Source organism: Taibaiella koreensis, assembly GCF_003545715.1.
GTDB classification, from domain to species: domain Bacteria; phylum Bacteroidota; class Bacteroidia; order Chitinophagales; family Chitinophagaceae; genus Taibaiella; species Taibaiella koreensis.
In genome coordinates this window covers 192,485-208,651 of sequence record NZ_QVNU01000006.1, presented here as the reverse complement: position 1 = coordinate 208,651, position 16,167 = coordinate 192,485, and the positions used below count along the sequence as shown (strand labels likewise).

The 16,167-nt window shown below is 51.1% G+C and carries 12 protein-coding genes; 7 read left to right on the top strand and 5 right to left on the bottom strand.

Annotation, left to right across the window (positions count from 1 at the left end; translation table 11 throughout):
- Positions 1-4 precede the first annotated feature (4 nt).
- On the top strand, positions 5-1,801 hold the full coding sequence (locus DZK30_RS19270; protein WP_118975816.1) for a T9SS type A sorting domain-containing protein: 1,797 nt from the start codon (positions 5-7) through the stop codon (positions 1,799-1,801).
- A 254-nt stretch (positions 1,802-2,055) separates the two neighbouring features.
- Here DZK30_RS19270 and DZK30_RS19265 read toward each other — a convergent pair whose 3' ends face one another.
- Complete coding sequence (locus tag DZK30_RS19265; protein ID WP_118975815.1) at positions 2,056-2,967, bottom strand: T9SS type A sorting domain-containing protein; 912 nt, start codon at positions 2,965-2,967, stop codon at positions 2,056-2,058.
- Between the two features lie 139 nt (positions 2,968-3,106).
- Here DZK30_RS19265 and DZK30_RS19260 point away from each other — a divergent pair, with 139 nt between their 5' ends.
- The 3 genes from DZK30_RS19260 to DZK30_RS19250 all read left to right on the top strand — a co-directional run bounded on the left by DZK30_RS19260 (position 3,107) and on the right by DZK30_RS19250 (position 6,770).
- Positions 3,107-3,376, top strand: coding sequence for a hypothetical protein (locus tag DZK30_RS19260; protein ID WP_118975814.1), 270 nt, complete (start codon positions 3,107-3,109; stop codon positions 3,374-3,376).
- Entirely contained in the window at positions 3,363-5,984 is a 2,622-nt protein-coding gene (gene clpB / locus DZK30_RS19255; RefSeq protein WP_118975813.1) for an ATP-dependent chaperone ClpB, read from the top strand. The genes DZK30_RS19260 and clpB overlap by 14 nt, the downstream gene beginning before the upstream one ends.
- Positions 5,985-6,092: 108 nt before the next feature.
- Positions 6,093-6,770 (top strand): hypothetical protein, encoded by a 678-nt coding sequence (locus DZK30_RS19250; RefSeq protein ID WP_118975812.1) that lies wholly within the window; start codon positions 6,093-6,095, stop codon positions 6,768-6,770.
- 67 nt (positions 6,771-6,837) lie between these two features.
- Here DZK30_RS19250 and DZK30_RS19245 read toward each other — a convergent pair whose 3' ends face one another.
- Both DZK30_RS19245 and DZK30_RS19240 read right to left on the bottom strand, forming a co-directional pair.
- Positions 6,838-7,101: a hypothetical protein gene (locus DZK30_RS19245; RefSeq protein WP_118975811.1), complete on the bottom strand. Its 264-nt coding sequence runs from the start codon at positions 7,099-7,101 to the stop codon at positions 6,838-6,840.
- Between the two features lie 273 nt (positions 7,102-7,374).
- A complete protein-coding gene (locus DZK30_RS19240) occupies positions 7,375-8,181 on the bottom strand; it encodes a universal stress protein (protein WP_118975810.1) in 807 nt (268 codons plus the stop codon).
- Between the two features lie 245 nt (positions 8,182-8,426).
- Here DZK30_RS19240 and DZK30_RS19235 point away from each other — a divergent pair, with 245 nt between their 5' ends.
- On the top strand, positions 8,427-9,956 hold the full coding sequence (locus DZK30_RS19235) for a GH3 family domain-containing protein (protein WP_118975809.1): 1,530 nt from the start codon (positions 8,427-8,429) through the stop codon (positions 9,954-9,956).
- 110 nt (positions 9,957-10,066) lie between these two features.
- On the opposite strand, the gene DZK30_RS19230 is transcribed toward DZK30_RS19235, so the two are convergent.
- Positions 10,067-10,948 (bottom strand): cyanophycinase, encoded by an 882-nt coding sequence (locus tag DZK30_RS19230; RefSeq protein WP_118975808.1) that lies wholly within the window; start codon positions 10,946-10,948, stop codon positions 10,067-10,069.
- 133 nt (positions 10,949-11,081) lie between these two features.
- On the opposite strand from DZK30_RS19230, the gene DZK30_RS19225 reads away from it, so the two are divergent.
- Positions 11,082-11,906: a hypothetical protein gene (locus DZK30_RS19225; protein WP_118975807.1), complete on the top strand. Its 825-nt coding sequence runs from the start codon at positions 11,082-11,084 to the stop codon at positions 11,904-11,906.
- Positions 11,907-12,079: 173 nt separating this feature from the next.
- Complete coding sequence (locus DZK30_RS19220) at positions 12,080-15,124, top strand: fibronectin type III domain-containing protein (RefSeq protein ID WP_118975806.1); 3,045 nt, start codon at positions 12,080-12,082, stop codon at positions 15,122-15,124.
- Positions 15,125-15,270: 146 nt separating this feature from the next.
- On the opposite strand, the gene DZK30_RS19215 is transcribed toward DZK30_RS19220, so the two are convergent.
- Positions 15,271-16,122, bottom strand: a complete 852-nt coding sequence (locus tag DZK30_RS19215; protein WP_118975805.1) for an N-acetylglucosamine kinase — start codon at positions 16,120-16,122, stop codon at positions 15,271-15,273.
- Positions 16,123-16,167 lie beyond the last annotated feature (45 nt).

The window sequence follows — 16,167 nt, the reverse complement described above, 5'->3', positions numbered from 1 at the left end:
TCTAATGAAGAAAACAATTTATGCGCTGATCCTGGCCACGGGCTGTTGCACCATTGCCCAGGCCCAGATCAGCAAGGGGGGATTACCGCTCAGTCTTATCTCGACCGAGCCCGCTATAAGCAATCAGGTCTTTACGCCGGTATATGCCAAGACGCCTGACCTGAAAAGGCTGAAGCAAGAAGATAACAAAGTATCGCGCAGCAAACCCGGCGCCTATCACGCTGGTGTACTGGCTCCGGTCGACATGGCTTTCCCTGCCTCGGGCACCATGGTAACGCTGTCCGACGGCCGCAAGGTTTGGCGCGCCCAGATGAATATGGGCGATGTACCTTCCATGGTCCTTTATTACGATCACTTCAAGCTGCCGCAAGGGGTGAAGTTCTTTGTCAGCAATAGTAATGGCAAGCAGTTGCTTGGGGCTTATACAGCAGAGAATAATAATGAAGATGGCCTTTTTGCCAACCAGGAGGTACAGGGCGGTATCGTAAACTTTGAATTGGATATCGATAAGGGTGTCAATACCGACGATATCAGCTGGCATCTCAACCAGGCCGGCGTTATGTATTATCCCAGCGTCGACCTGCAGCGGTATGCAGGCAACGAGGATATTGGTACGGCAGCGAAGCCGACCGATGATCCGTTGGCCGGACGATCGTCTGTATGTGAGATCAACGCGATCTGTCCTGAAGGTCAAAGCTATCCGCAGCAACGTAAAGCGACGATGAGAATTGTGATGCCTCTTGGCGGCGGATATGTGGGTTTCTGTACCGGCACCCTGATCAATACCACCAAAGGCGATTGTACGCCTTACGTGCTCACTGCTACACACTGTGAAGACAACAACAGCAAGACCAATACGCCTTACTCCCAATGGATATTCTATTTCAACTTTGAAGCGCCCGACTGTGCCGGCAACACCGTAGCCCCCAACAACCAAACGTTGACCGGCGCACAGTTCGTAGCCCGCGCCGATTACAATCCCAATTCGGCTTCTATATTAGGCGACTTCCTGCTGGTGAAGCTAAACAATAAGGTGCCGGCAACTTTCGGCGCTTATTTCGCCGGTTGGAACAGGGCCAGCTCTCTGCCTTCGCCCAGCACTTACATCAATTTCCACCATCCCTCCGGAGATATGAAGAAGCTGGCGATAACCAATACGATTGCGGGCAACGGTACTTTCAACCAATGGAGTGTTCCCGGTACCCACTGGGCGGTTATGTTCAATACAGGCGGTAACGAAGAAGGTTCTTCGGGTAGCGGGCTCTTCGATGTGAACGGCCGCCTTGTAGGCGACCTCAGCGGCGGCAGCGATAACCAATCCTGCGATGCCGATACCAATAAATTGGGCGATCAGGCCATCCTGGGCCAGGATGCCGTGTACAGCAAGCTTAGCCGCAACTGGGAATACCCCGAAGGTAACGGCGTGCAGAATGCGCAACTGAAGCCCTGGCTCGATCCGACCAATACCGGCGCCATGACTACCAATACCATCGAAGCGGCAGCAACCTGCAGCTCGCCTACTACGGGCATCAGCAAAAGCGCAGAGCTGGACAACGCGGTAAACATATTCCCCAATCCTGTGGTGAACGGTACGCTGCGTATGCGCGCCAACCTGGATAAGGCAACCGATCTGAGCGTAACGATATATGACATTACCGGCGCACGCAAAGCGGTGTATACCGTGGCGGCGCATAATGGTGAGTATACCTTTGACCTGAGCAGCTATGCCAATGGCGCCTACCTGGTGGCTATCAGCAATGGTACGGCTACAACTTCCCGCAAGATTGTGGTGAGCCATTAATCGTAAGTGACTATCCGGATATAGGAAACAAAGCCGGTCCCTGAACGCGTCGAACTTTTCTCACCGAAGGTAAAGGACAAAGATGATGCTTCGAAAAGCTCCGCAGCCATTAATTGGAGGCAATTTGTACCCTGTTCCTTATATCCGCATGGTTAGATAATCGTAATCCTTGTTTTCAATAAAAAGCCTGCCTCTCGTTTATGAGGCAGGCTTTTATTATATCCGGCAGGCGGCCCGGCGTCGCAGGGAATGCTCTATTCGCTGCGGGTTACTTTTTCGGTAAGGGTCTGGCTGTCGTCGGTGTAGCGTATGAGGTATACGCCCGCCGCCCGCTTACTCAGGTTGAAGACGGGCATATCGCTGTTGTCTTTGGTCAGCTTGATCAGGTCGAGCTGTTTGCCCGTAAGGTCCAGCAACTGCAGCGACGCCTCGTTACCCACAGGGCCGGCAATATGGATCATGACCTGGTCGCGGGTGGGATTGGGATGCAGGTGCAGCACCAGGTCCCCGGCACCTTTGCGTGCAATAAAGCAGACATTGGAATAGCTCTGCTGCCCGTCGTTATCGGTTTGCTGCAGCCGGTAAAAGGCCCGTGTTGCCAATATCTCCTTGTCGGTATAGGTGTAGCTGATCGGCTCCTTGCTGAAACCACCCCCGGCCTTGGTCGCCTGTACGCCTATGGTCTTAAAGCTGAATCCGTCGGGCGACTGCTGAATGGCGAATTGCTTGTTGTTGGTTTCCGTAAGGGTTTTCCAGCTCAGCTGTACCCGGCCTTCTGTAGTCAGTTTGGCGCTCAGGGGTTCCATCTTGACGGGTAAGGGTTGGGATACGGTAAAGGTGCCCGCCATTGCCGGGGCATGCGGCGTGCACAGATAGTTGTATACACCCGTTACTGCAGGAATGTAATCAAAATTACCCGCCGCAGAGCTCATCGGCTGGTCCCAGGCAACCGCACCCCCGGGAATGGTTGTACTCGTGCTGGTATGGAAATTGCCTGCCCATTGCCAGCGGACCGTATCGCCAAGAAAGATGGTGGCGCTGCTGGGCGAAAAAGTGTTGGAAGCGCCGCCGACGGTAATTACCAATATTGCAGCGGAAGCGGAGAGGGTGCCGGCAGCGGCCAATACAGCGGAAAGCGCCAGTTTTTTGAATAGAGATAGAAGCATAATCTGTGATATTTGGTTGGTTTAAAAATGAAGTACTGCTACGAAGATATCCTAGGCATTCCCGGATAAGTACCAGTGTGCCTGTAATATGTTGTTAATTTATGATTTTAATTTTTATATGTTTATATTTCAATGAAGTATGAATTTTCGTCTGATTTATGTAAGGTTGTCAGCAGCAATTGGCAGGAAACTGCAAATATTACGCGAACCGGTTGCGCACGCCTGTATTTTAGTCACCGGCTTCCTGTTGAAAACTGTCTCTTTTTCCGGGAAAGCAGATTGGTTAGCTTTTTGCAGCACTATGGAGTACCGGCCGGCAAGCAACAAAGCGGGAACGAATATTGTTATCGCTGAAGGTGTGCCGGTAGCGATTATCAAACCTACAAAGACGACAAATGAATCTGAATAATTTCACAATCAAAGCCCAGGAGACCCTGCAGCAAGCACAGCAGGAAGCTTTTAATAAGGGTAACCCCACCATCGAGTCGGGGCACATACTGAAAGCCTTGCTGGAAGATAAAGACGGGCCTATAGAATTTTTGCTGAAAAAAAGCAATGCCAACCTGAATATCATTCATACCCGGCTTGAAGAAAACCTGAATAAGCTGCCCAAGCAAACCAGCGGCGACGCCGGCCAGATGCTGGGCCGTGATGCCAATAACGTCGTGCTCCGTTCGGGGGCGGCATTGAAGGAGTTTGGCGACGAATTCGTAAGCGTGGAGCACATGCTGCTGGCTATTCTCCGGGGCAATGACGATGCTTCGAAAATATTAAAGGATTCGGGCCTTACCGAAAAAGCCCTTATCACCGCGATCAAAGACCTGCGCAAAGGCGGGACGGTAAATTCGCAAACAGCAGAAGCAACGTTCAATGCCTTACAGCGCTACGCCAAGAACCTGAACGAAATGGCACAGAACGGCAAACTGGATCCCGTGATCGGCCGCGATGAAGAAATACGCCGTACCCTGCATATCCTTTCCCGCCGTACCAAAAACAATCCTATCCTGGTGGGAGAGCCGGGTGTGGGTAAAACGGCCATCGTAGAAGGGCTGGCCCATCGCGTGGTGAACGGCGATGTTCCCGAAAACCTGAAATCAAAGTTGATCTTTTCGCTCGACATGGGGCTGCTCATTGCCGGGGCCAAGTATAAAGGTGAATTCGAAGAACGCCTGAAGTCCGTGATCAAAGAAGTGACGGAAAGTGAAGGCTCGATCATCCTGTTCATCGACGAGATCCATACCCTTGTGGGCGCAGGTGGCGGCGGAGAAGGCGCCATGGATGCCGCCAATATACTGAAACCTGCTCTTGCCCGCGGCGAACTGCGGGCCATAGGCGCCACTACGCTGAACGAATACCAGAAATATTTTGAAAAAGACAAAGCGCTGGAACGCCGCTTCCAGAAAGTAATGGTCAACGAGCCTAGCGAAGAAGATGCGATATCGATCCTGCGCGGACTGAAAGAACGTTATGAAACGCACCATCATGTGCGCATCAAGGACGAGGCAATTATTGCAGCAGTGGAGCTGTCCAGCCGTTATATATCCGATCGCTTTTTGCCCGATAAAGCCATCGACCTCATCGACGAGAGCGCAGCCAAGCTGAAGCTGGAAATGAACTCGATGCCGGAGCCGCTGGACGAGCTGGATCGCCGCATACGGCAGCTGGAGATCGAGCGGGAAGCGATCAAGCGTGAGAACGATGACGAAAAAGTAAAATTCCTGTCCACAGAGATCGCCAATCTTTCGGTAGAGCGGGATACCTTCAAGGCCAAATGGTTGGAGGAAAAAGAACATGCGGAAAAGATACAGGCTGCCAAAGCGAGCATTGAAGACCTGAAGCTGGAAGCGGAAAAAGCAGAGCGCGACGGCGATTACGGCAAAGTAGCGGAAATACGCTACGGCAAAATGAAGGAGCAGGAAGAGCTGATCGTCAGACTGACACAGGAAATGGACGCCTTCTCCGAAAAACGCTTGCTGAAAGAAGAAGTGGATGCAGAGGATATTGCAGAGAATGTGGCCCGGGCAACAGGCATCCCGGTACAACGGATGATGACCAGCGAACGGGAAAAGCTGATGCACCTGGAAGAAGAGCTGCACAAGCGCGTGGTAGGGCAGGATGAGGCGATCGAAGCGGTTGCCGATGCTATACGCCGTAGCCGCGCCGGTCTGCAGGATGCACGGAGGCCGATAGGGTCCTTTATCTTCCTGGGGACTACCGGTGTGGGTAAGACGGAGCTGGCCAAGGCCTTGGCAGAATTCCTCTTCGATGATGAGGGTATGATGACCCGCATCGACATGAGCGAATACCAGGAAAAGCATAGCGTAAGCCGCCTGGTAGGCGCGCCTCCGGGCTATGTGGGCTATGATGAAGGCGGACAGCTGACTGAGGCGGTAAGACGTAAACCTTATTCTGTAGTATTGCTCGATGAGATCGAAAAGGCGCATCCCGATGTCTTCAACATCTTGCTGCAAGTGCTGGACGATGGCCGGCTGACAGACAATAAAGGCAGGGTAGTAAACTTCAAGAATACGATCATCATCATGACCAGCAATCTGGGCAGTCATTTGATCCAGGAAAACTTTGACAACATCAAGGAAGAAGATGATATCGATGCCGTAGTGGCATCGACCAAAAATGCGGTGATGGGTCTGCTGCGCCAGACCTTGCGCCCCGAGTTCCTGAACCGCGTGGATGAGGTGATCATGTTCCATCCGTTGATGAAAAAAGAGATCAGGGGTATTATCCGTATACAATTGGAAGACCTCAAGAAGCGTGTAGCCCAGCAAGGATTGCAACTCGAATTTTCCGACTATGCCCTGGACTATTTCTCCGAGCAGGGATTTGATCCGCAATTCGGGGCCCGGCCGCTGAAAAGGCTGATCCAGAAAGACATCATCAACCTGCTGAGCAAGAAGATCATTTCCGGCGAGTTGGATAAGACCAGACCTGTGCTGATCGATGTGTTTGACGGCGTGGTGGTGGTGCGCAATGAAGCTGAGCACCAGCAGCAGGCATAACAAGATAAAAGGGTTAGTAATATAAAAGATCCCTGCGGCAGCAATGCTGCAGGGATTTTCTTTTTAAACGGGCTGGCTTTGTATATTTGATCTGCCAAATCCTGAGCCATGAAACCCTTTTTACTCTTCCTGATCCTTTCAGGAGCCTGCTGCCTTGCCTGGTCGCAGGAGCCTTTTTACCCCAAGCAATATAGCTTCGGCCGGCGACACGTTTTTTTCGAAGATCAGTTTAATGATGACCGGAATGGATGGCTGGATACCAGCCGGAGAGATGAAGAGGACCCGCCAAGTAAGGATACAATAGTCTCCCGGCGTGTGATCGCCGGTGGTTATTTGGATTATCAGGTCATTAAAGGTAAAAGACCTTACTCCTGTGTCATCCCGGTAGCTATTGATCAGCAGAAAGATTTCGAGATCGAATTGTCGGTAAAGCTGGAGGCGCTTAAAAAATACAGAGTAGCTGGTACCCTTGTTTGGGGGCGGCGCAATATGGAACGGTGCAACTATCTTTATATGTCTACCGAAGGGAAATTCCTGATGTTGTCCTGCGATACGGAGCCCGGTGGGAAATGTTCCAGTAAAAGCAGGCGAGTCTGGGATTTTAATCCCCGGGAGTTCAAAAAGATCACCTTGCGCCGGTACCAGGACCGGTACTATCTTTTTGTCAACGAGCGCTTGGAGGGAACGTTCCCTTTCCGGCCCCTGAAAGGCAATAAGCTGGGCCTGGGCACGGGGCCGGGTGGGCACATAATTTGTGACTATATCAAGGTCAGTTACCTGGATTAGCCATCATTTCCATGCATACAAATGGTTTCCGGTTGTGCTTCGGGAACCATTTGTACGCATAGCGGTATCAGCAGATAAAGGTACAATTGACCGAAAGGATCACAGAGCCGGTACAATCTACAGCGCGGGTATCGCCGCAGGTAAAAGACTGATCGCAGCCACCCTGGCAGGCCGAAAAGCAATGGCCATCATAGGAACCGCAAACCCAGTTAACGGAATGGCAGCCGCCGCTGGTAGCGTTGAGGCCGCCTGTAGTATGCAGCTGATCAAGCCTGCCGACCATTTCTTTGGCCAGCTGCAGCTTTTTAAGCGAGATATTTGTCTTTTTCATCGTTGAGATGTTTGGTGTACCCAAAGCTAGCCCACCGGACTGCAGGAACGCTGCAGTATAGAAAAAAGCCACACGATTGTGTGGCCATCAATCCCTCTTGGCTCTTACTGCCAAATATCCTGATTCTTGCTTCCAAAAATCCTGACTCCTGCTTCCAAAAATCCTGATTCTTTTTCGTAGTTCCCGCTTTTAAATATCCTGGTTCCTGTTTCCAAAAATCCTGTTTCTTTTTCCTGGTTCCTGTTTCTAAAAATCCTGGCTCCTCTATCCAAGCTACTCCTGGTGCAGGGCCAGCACGGGTATATTGCTAACTCTTGTCAGCTGCTTGGTACGGCTCTTGTGGAAGAGGTTTTCGAAGAATCCGTATTTGCGGGGGATCACCAGCAGCCAGCCTATGGCATGCTCCTGCAGGAATTCAGATACACCGCCCTCAATATTTTCATTGATGATGGCATGGTACTGCGGCTGCAGGCTTTCGAGCATCTGCACCAGCGCCATAGGCGGTGTTACGGCCTGCTCGGGTTTGTCTACGTGGATCACATCGAGGCTGGCATCCATTTGCTGTACCCATTTCCGTATCTCTGCTGCCGGCGTGTGTTCCGATACCTGGTCGTAGTCGGCGGCAAAGCAGATCTTATGTACAGGTTCCCAGTGCACCTGGTCGGGCACTACGAGTACCGGCGCTTTGAGGTTACGCAGTGCTTTCACAGCCATACTGCCCCAGAGCATGGAGTCCGGCTCTTCGCTGGAAGTACCCATAACGATAAGCGTGGGCGCCTGCTCCTCGACGATCTCTGTAAGGCAGTCGGTAATATCGCCGGGTAGTATTTTGGAAGTGATCGATAGTTCCGGGGCCAGGCGTCTCAGCCGGGCTAGTTCGGTTCCCATGCTATCCTCTGCGATCTTCTGGATCTCATCGATATTCAGCAGGGGGACCGGGCTGTCGGTATAGGCAAAGGGAATAACGTAGGCGTGAAGCAACTCCAGGGAAGCATTCATTACCCTCGATAGCTCAAGGGCATATACAGCGGCATTTTGTGCTGCCGGAGAGTAGTCGGTGGCTAAAAGAATCTTATTCATGACGGCTGGATGCGATGTTAAAAGGGAGCATATTATTTGAAAATGGATATCGATCCTTATGCTATAACGAAGCACTTTAAAACATAAGACATTGAAAAGTATGAAATTGTTGTGGGTATATTGTGTTAAAAATAGATGAACATTGCCGGACCGAAAGTGTTATTGAGCAGTAGCCCGACAAATAGCTTATTTTTGTCCGCTTATTGAAAAATACCTAAACCCTCAGGATTTATACCCCATCATTCATGGCTCTATTAGGGAATCTTATCTCTCGGTCACTACGAATACGCAGGCAATTCAGAATCAAAGTTGCCTCGCCCCAGGTTTACCAGATGCGTACCTTGCGTTATTTGCTGGAACGCGGACAGTATACTGCTTTTGGCAAGCATTACGGCTTCGATACTATGCTTTCCGAATCGCTCGACTGGGAAAAGGTTTTCCGGGAAAAAGTACCCTTTCACAACTACAACAGCATGTTTGCCCAATGGTGGCATAAATGCCTGGAAGGCCAGGAGAATGTGACCTGGCCGGGTAGGGTAAAATACTTTGCGCTCAGTTCCGGCACTTCCGAATCGGCGAGCAAGCATATTCCGGTTACGCAGGATATGATCCGCTCGACCAAGAAGGTAGGCTTCAAGCAATTTTACAGCATGACCAATTTCAATATCCCTTCGGGCACTTTTGAAAAAGGCGTGCTGATGCTGGGCGGCAGCACCTCGCTCATGAAGCAGGGCGACTACTACGAAGGTGATATGAGCGGTATCAGTGCCAAGAACATGCCGCGTTTTCTTTCTAATTTCTTTTATAAGCCGGGACAAAAGATATCGCGTAACCCGCAATGGGAAGAGCGGATAAAGCTGATCATCGAAAACGCGCCAAAGTGGGATGTGGGCATCTTATGCGGTGTGCCCGCCTGGGCACAGATCGTGCTGGAAGAGATCGTAAAGACCTATAAGCTGAACACGATACACGACATGTGGCCCAACCTGCGTATTTACATACATGGCGGCGTCGCGTTTGAGCCTTATCGTGAAAATTTCAAAAAGCTTTTTGGCCAGCCGGTAAATTTTATCGAGACCTATATGGCCTCGGAAGGCTCTTTCGGCTTCCAGGCCCGGCCCGGCGTACCCGGCATCAAGCTGGTGCTGAATGCAGGTATCCTGTTCGAATTTGTGCCTTTCGACGAGGCGCATTTTGACGATAAAGGCGAGCTGATCGGGCATCCCAGAACTTATTTTATACACGAGGTACAGCCCGATATATCGTATGCCGTACTGCTGAGCACCTGCGCGGGCGCATGGCGCTATCTTATTGGCGACGTAGTGCGGTTTACCGATGTAAAAGAGCATGAGATCGTGATCGTGGGGCGTACCAAACAATTCCTCAGCCTGTGCGGGGAGCATACCTCGGTTGATAACCTGAATAAAGCGATCGACGAAGTGAACCGGCAGCTCAAGGTACAGATCAAGGAATTTACGGTTGCCGGCTTTCCTTATCAAAATCTGTTTGCCCACAAATGGTTCATTGGCTGCGACGATCCCGTAGATGCCGCCGCTGTTCGCACAATCGTAGACGAGACTTTATGCAAGATCAACGACGACTACGCGGTGGAGCGAACTTCCGCTTTGAAAGAAGTATTTGTGGAGGTGTTACCGACCGCGGTATTTATCGATTACCTGCGGCACACGGGCAAGTTCGGGGCCATGAATAAATTTCCCAGGGTGATGAAAGGAAAGCAGCTGGAGGAATGGGAACAGTTTCTCGACGAGAAATAATGAGATATCCAGCATCCATTCATTGAAATGAAAATGGTGATATCATTCCCCGTATAGAAGAAAGGCAGCCCTTATACCGGCTGCCTTTTCTTATTTTATGCAATTTTGTATTACTTTGTTACTGCTGGCGCTTCGAGCTCGGCAAGCGTAGGTTCAAATCTACGGGTCTTGATATCGTAGGCGTTTCCTTTTTCCATAATGTGTACTTTAAGATTCTCTACGGAAATGGGCTGGTTGAATTCGGCGTCGCCGATATTGTTGTAACCCACGCTGCGGCCGTCGATAATGATCACACCACCCGAACCAATCGCCTCCAGCTGGTGCCCTTCGCGGATAATGATGCCGGTATCTTCGCCAAGGCCGATACCTATAGCGCCAGGATTAGCGGCTACGGCCTGCGCCAGTCGCATAAAGCGGCCCCGCTTGTCGAAATGGGAATCGATGATCACATTCTGAACAAAACCCAGGCCCGTAGTGATCTTTACTTCTCCTTTAAGGTGCGATAAGGCCGCATTGCCCTCGTAGATCATGGTATTGCTCATGGCCATAGCGCCGGCGCTGGTGCCCGAGATCACGAAATGTTCTTCTTCGTAGCGCTGCCGGATGATGTCCAGTATTTCAGTACCGCCGAAAATAGATGAAAGCCTTAGCTGATTGCCCCCGGAAAACATAAGGCAGGAGCACTCCCTGACGCGCTGGATGAATTCTTCCTTGTGCGCGTCTTCGCGGTCGCGAATATCAAGATGCCCCACATTATGATAGCCCAGTTTGACAAAGGCATCTAAATAATTTTGTCCTACTTCTTCGGGAATGGAGCTGGCGGTAGTCACCACTTCGATGCGGCTTTCGGGACCTTGCAGCAGACCGGTAACGGTTTTAAGGATGCCGATCTCAAAAAAATTAAGGTTATTCCGTTTGATGACGCCTTCTTCCAGGTCTGTGCCCTTGTCCTCCGCCCCGCCGACTGAAACCAGAATGCCTTTGATATCCATACTATATGTTCATGAAAAAATAATATCAAAGGTATCCTTTTTACAGCTAAAAGCGGGTAAAGCAGGGGTTAAAGCTATCCACCATTTGTGGAAAACCCTACAAATAGTACCTTAGCGCAAATTTTGAACGACATTGAAAACCTATACAATTTATATTACCATCCTGGCGTTGCTGCTGGCTTCCTGCGGCAGCAACAGCGGTAGCCGAAACCGGGGACCTATTGTCCTGGGCGATTCCGGCACCATCATTACGGAGACGGATTCCCAGTACCTGAAAGACGATGTGCTCGATATAGAGCCGCGTCATCAGCAGCAGGAGGCTCCGAAGGCGGCTCCCGGGGAACACCAAAAGGTTGCTACACCGGCAAAGGACACAACACCTGTGACCCGGCAACAACCCGAAGCAGCGGGGCAGGGGATCGACCTGGGTGGCGCCAGACTGGTGCTGGCCGGCTTGAAGCTGAAGGAGCCCCGCAGGCAAAATCCGGTGCAGGAAACCAGCCTTACCTATAGCCTGCAATCGGGTAAACTGGGCGCTTCCAAGCTGATCGTCTATGGCGGGAAGAACATTACGGTAAAGCAACGCTACCAATCGCGCCTGCTCCTCAAGTCCGAACTCGGTACTGTCGACCTGCGGGAGCTGGGCCTGTACACTTCCGCATGGACCAATATATCTGCCGGGCATAACGGCGATGCGCAGAGCTTTTCGCTAAGCACGCTGAACAATGCCGGCTTCTCCCAGGTGAACAACAATAAGATAAAGAATGCGGCCGACCGCGAACTGCGCAAACGGCGTACCAATAGCCGCACGATACAAAGCTGGATGAAAGAGATCCACAGGACCCGTTCGGCCAATGACGAGCCTTGCGAAATCGAGCTCGACAACGTACAGTGGCAGATATCGGGTACCGACGAAAAAGGAAAGCCTTTTCATAAAACGATCAGGGTCGACGCCTGACGCGGTTCGTAACGATTTAATAATAGAATAAAAACAAACGGAGGTTGCTATTGCAGCCTCCGTTTCGTATGTCATAGCGTTTGTTAACACGGAAGTAATGGATTCGTAACAATGAAACAACGGGAAGGCAACATTGACCGGCTAATTTGCGCCCGAATTGTAAACAATACGTTATGAACCAACCTTTACTTAAGCTGCTGCTTTATTGCGGTATGCTCTTCTTTCCTTTTGCAGCGGGTGCACAAACCATCGATCCTTACCTGCAGGCCATTACATCAAGCTCCATCGCGGTCAATTGGAAAACCAACACTGCCGTGAACCCGGTAGTCCGCTATGGAACCAATCCGGCGACCCTAAGCACAACAATTACAGGCACCACCCAAACGATGACCGATGTAGGTTACAACAACGATTACTTTTATCACACTGTTAAGCTGCAGGGACTGCAGCCTGCTACCAAGTACTATTACCGTGTCGTAAGCAACAACGATTCCAGCATTGTTTGCTCCTTCCGTACGCTCCCGGTACCAGGCATGGCGCCCAATGCCAGCGGACACCTGCGTTTTCTTATCCTGGGCGACAACCAGATTAAGGCGCAGCCCCGCTACGACTCGCTGATGATGGCTGCCAAACGGAAAATGACCGAGCTGTATGGTCCCAACTTCAACGACTCCGTTTCCTTTATCCTCAACCTGGGCGACCAGGTGGATGTAGGTACCCTGGACCATTATGAGAATGTGCATCTGAGCAAGTCCCGCTACCTGTCGCCCTACCTGCCCATCCAGACTGCAGTAGGCAACCACGAGACCTACGGTACACTGCAGATGCAGGCTTATTACAACCACTTTGTGATCGACAGTATGAATTACAAAGGGATCTATTCCGGTACCGAAGACTATTATGCTTTCCAGGCCGGCAATCTCGTGATCGCTTACATGAATACGGAAAACACCGGCGGCAACCAGTTCAACTGGATCAAAAAGGTAATCGATACGGCCAATGCCGATCCTACAGTGAAGTGGATCATTACCATCGCGCACCGCCCCTACCAGGCCGAGCAATATGTAGGCGACATTTCTCCATGGATCCGTAATACCGTAGTGCCTTATGCCATGCAATCGCCCAAGTTCTTCCTGCACGTGGGCGCGCACCACCATCTGTATGCCCGTGGGCAAATGAAGGATGTACCCGCCTATAATATCATCTCGGGCGGTACCGCATGGGACCAATACTGGGGTATGGCTACGGAGCAGAACTTCGACGATGTGCAGAAGACCATTTCCAACTGGGCGTACCAGTTGGTTGATCTCGATATGCCCAATGATAAGATCAATGTGACCACTTATTCTATCGGCAGCATTTACAAGCACCTTGACAACAGAGTGATCGATTCCTTCCACCGGTATCGCGGCAATGGTATCCCGGCCACGCCGTCTATTACCAATACCTTCCCCGATTCGCTGCAGCTGCCCCTGACGATTACAGGATCGGCTTTCCAGTCACCTTCCGGCGAACTGCTGAACTCAACCGAGTTCCAGGTGGCGCTCGACCACAGTTTCAATGCCATGGAAAAAAGTGGCTACCGTCACTACGAAGACCTCTTCGGTATCGTAACCGGCGCTACACCCGATACGACCAAAGATCAGAACCTGGGTGTGAACATCAACGAATTTACCCTGCCCACCGGCGCCATACCCAATGGCTGGCATTATGTTCGGCTGCGCCATCGCGACCGCAACCAAAGCTGGTCGGCCTGGTCTGCAACCGATTCCTTTAAGGTCTACAACAGTGTGGTGGTCAACCCGGCCATCGTCCTGGACACCAATCGCTATCAGCCCGGCCAGACGATCCATGTCACCTTCACCAACGGATCGCAGGATCCCGGCGCCTGGATCGGTATCTATAAGAAAGGACAAACACCCGGCTCTGTGAATTCTACTACCTGGAGCTATACCAATGCGGCCAGCGGTACCAAGGATTATACCCTTAGCCAGCCTGGCGAATATTATGTCGCCTACTTCATCAATAGCGGGTATACAGAAGGTGCATCCCGTCAGCCTTTTTACTATGGTCCTACGGTGCAGCTGAGCACGCCTGCCGCTAATTATAATGTAGGAGATGCTGTTCCGGTCAGCTTCAGCAATGCGCCGGCGCTGGCCAAAGACTGGATCGGCATCTATAAGATTGGCATGGTGCCCAGCGGCACAACTCCATCCGTTAAATGGGCATATACGACCGCTACGCCTTCCGGCACTGCCGGTACCAGCGTACCTGCCGCTACTTTTAATGTCAACGGATTGGGCAAGGGCTACTATTTTGCTGCTTACCTCCTGGGTGATCAGTATTTCGAAGGCGGACCGCGTACGTACTTCTCCGTAGGCGATACCATTACAACACTTACGACCAACAAAAGCACTTATAATCTGGGTGAATATATTTCGGCTACCTGGGTCGACGGTCCCGGCAATCCCAAAGACTGGCTGGGTGTCTTCAACGAAGGTGATGATCCCAATTCCGATCCATTGCTGAGCTATACCTATATCGACGGTCAGCCCAACGGAAGCCGCGACATTCCTCAGGCTAACATGCCCCAGCAGGCAGGCAATTACTTCCTGGTGCTGTTTACCAACGACTCGTACAACGAAGTATCCAACCGTGTTTCTTTTGAAATGATCGGCAATCCGCTGCCCCTGCACTTGCTCGATTTCAGCGGCAAGGTGGAAGGTATGTCGCATCTGCTGAGCTGGCAGGTGGCCGGCGAAGATCCGCAGGAACGCTATACCCTGCAGCATGGCACCGATGGTAAAGTATTTACCGATATCTACAATACCCGTGTCAATCTTCCGTTGAACGGCCACTATAGCTATATGAATGACGCTACAGCGAAAGGCGAGAACTATTACCGCCTGAAGATGACCGCCGCTGACGGCAAAGAAACCTTCTCTAAAGTGGTGAAGATCCATCAGAATGAACAGGGCGAGAATACCGTGAGCGTGTATCCCAATCCTGTTAAGACCAGTAACCGCAGCGTCATCGAATCGCCCTATCCCATCGACCAGATCGATATCCTGGATATTGGCGGGCAAATGATCTACCAGTCGAAGAATATCAACAACACCCGTTTTTCGCTGCTTCATCAGGACCTTCCTGCCGGTACTTATATCATTAAGATCCACTCGCGCAAGCTGTACACAGCCAAGCTGGTGATCACCAAATAAGTTAGAAGAATAATATCAGAAAAGGCCGCTTCCCTCAGGGGAGCGGCCTTTTCGTTATTGAAACAATGATCCTGGAATGTGGGCTGTTTTACCTGCACTGTAGAGTCGTTGCAACGCAACGTCTCTACAGTGCAGGTCGTATTCTATCAAAGTTCCGCCTTATGGTATTTGATCAGGCCCTCTTGCGGGCTTTTGAGAATATGACCCGTTTCCAGTCCGTACTGTTCGTGCAGTGACCGGATAATATCGCGGAATTCGTAAGCCACTGTGCCAATGAAGTGAATGGGATATTTCCAGCTTTCACGGTACTTCAGCACATGGCGCTGGTGAAAGTCGATAAAGGCATCTTCGATGATATTCTCCACCATGTAATGCCCGCGTTGCTCGATAAGGAATTGCGTAAAGGAAGCCAGGTAGCGATTGGCCAGCGGGTCTTTATACACCTTGTGCAGGATATCGGACAGGTCGTCACCGTATTTGTTACGGAACGCGTCTCTCAGATCGTCGTCGAAAGTATTGTAAAAAAAATATTGCAGCACCCTTTTGCCCAGGTAGGTGCCACTGCCTTCGTCGCCTATAATATAGCCCAGCGAAGGGTTCTGGACCATGATCTTCTTACCGTTGTAGAAGCAGGAATTGCTGCCGGTGCCCAGGATACAGCATACGCCCTTTTCCGTACCGCCGGTAGCGCGCGCTGCGGCCAGCATATCTGAGTGTGCTTCGGCCTGTTTTACTTTGAAGTGTTTTTTCAGGATGTTTTCGATGAAAGCCGCCTGCTTCCTGTTTTTAACGCCTGCCCCGTAAAAGACGATGCGATCGATAGACACTTTTGCCGGGTCCAGCTTCAGCTCTTCCGTCAGCAGGCGATGGCAATCTTCCTCTGTTCTGAAGAAGGGGTTCAGGCCGGAAGTCTGGAAGTGTTTTACCCGTTTATTGCTCCCGATCAGGCTCCAGTCAGTCTTAGAGGAGCCACTGTCGGCAATTAATATGGATGACATTGTTGATATGATTTGAATAGCGAAAGGTAAAGCATGTTTCTTGAT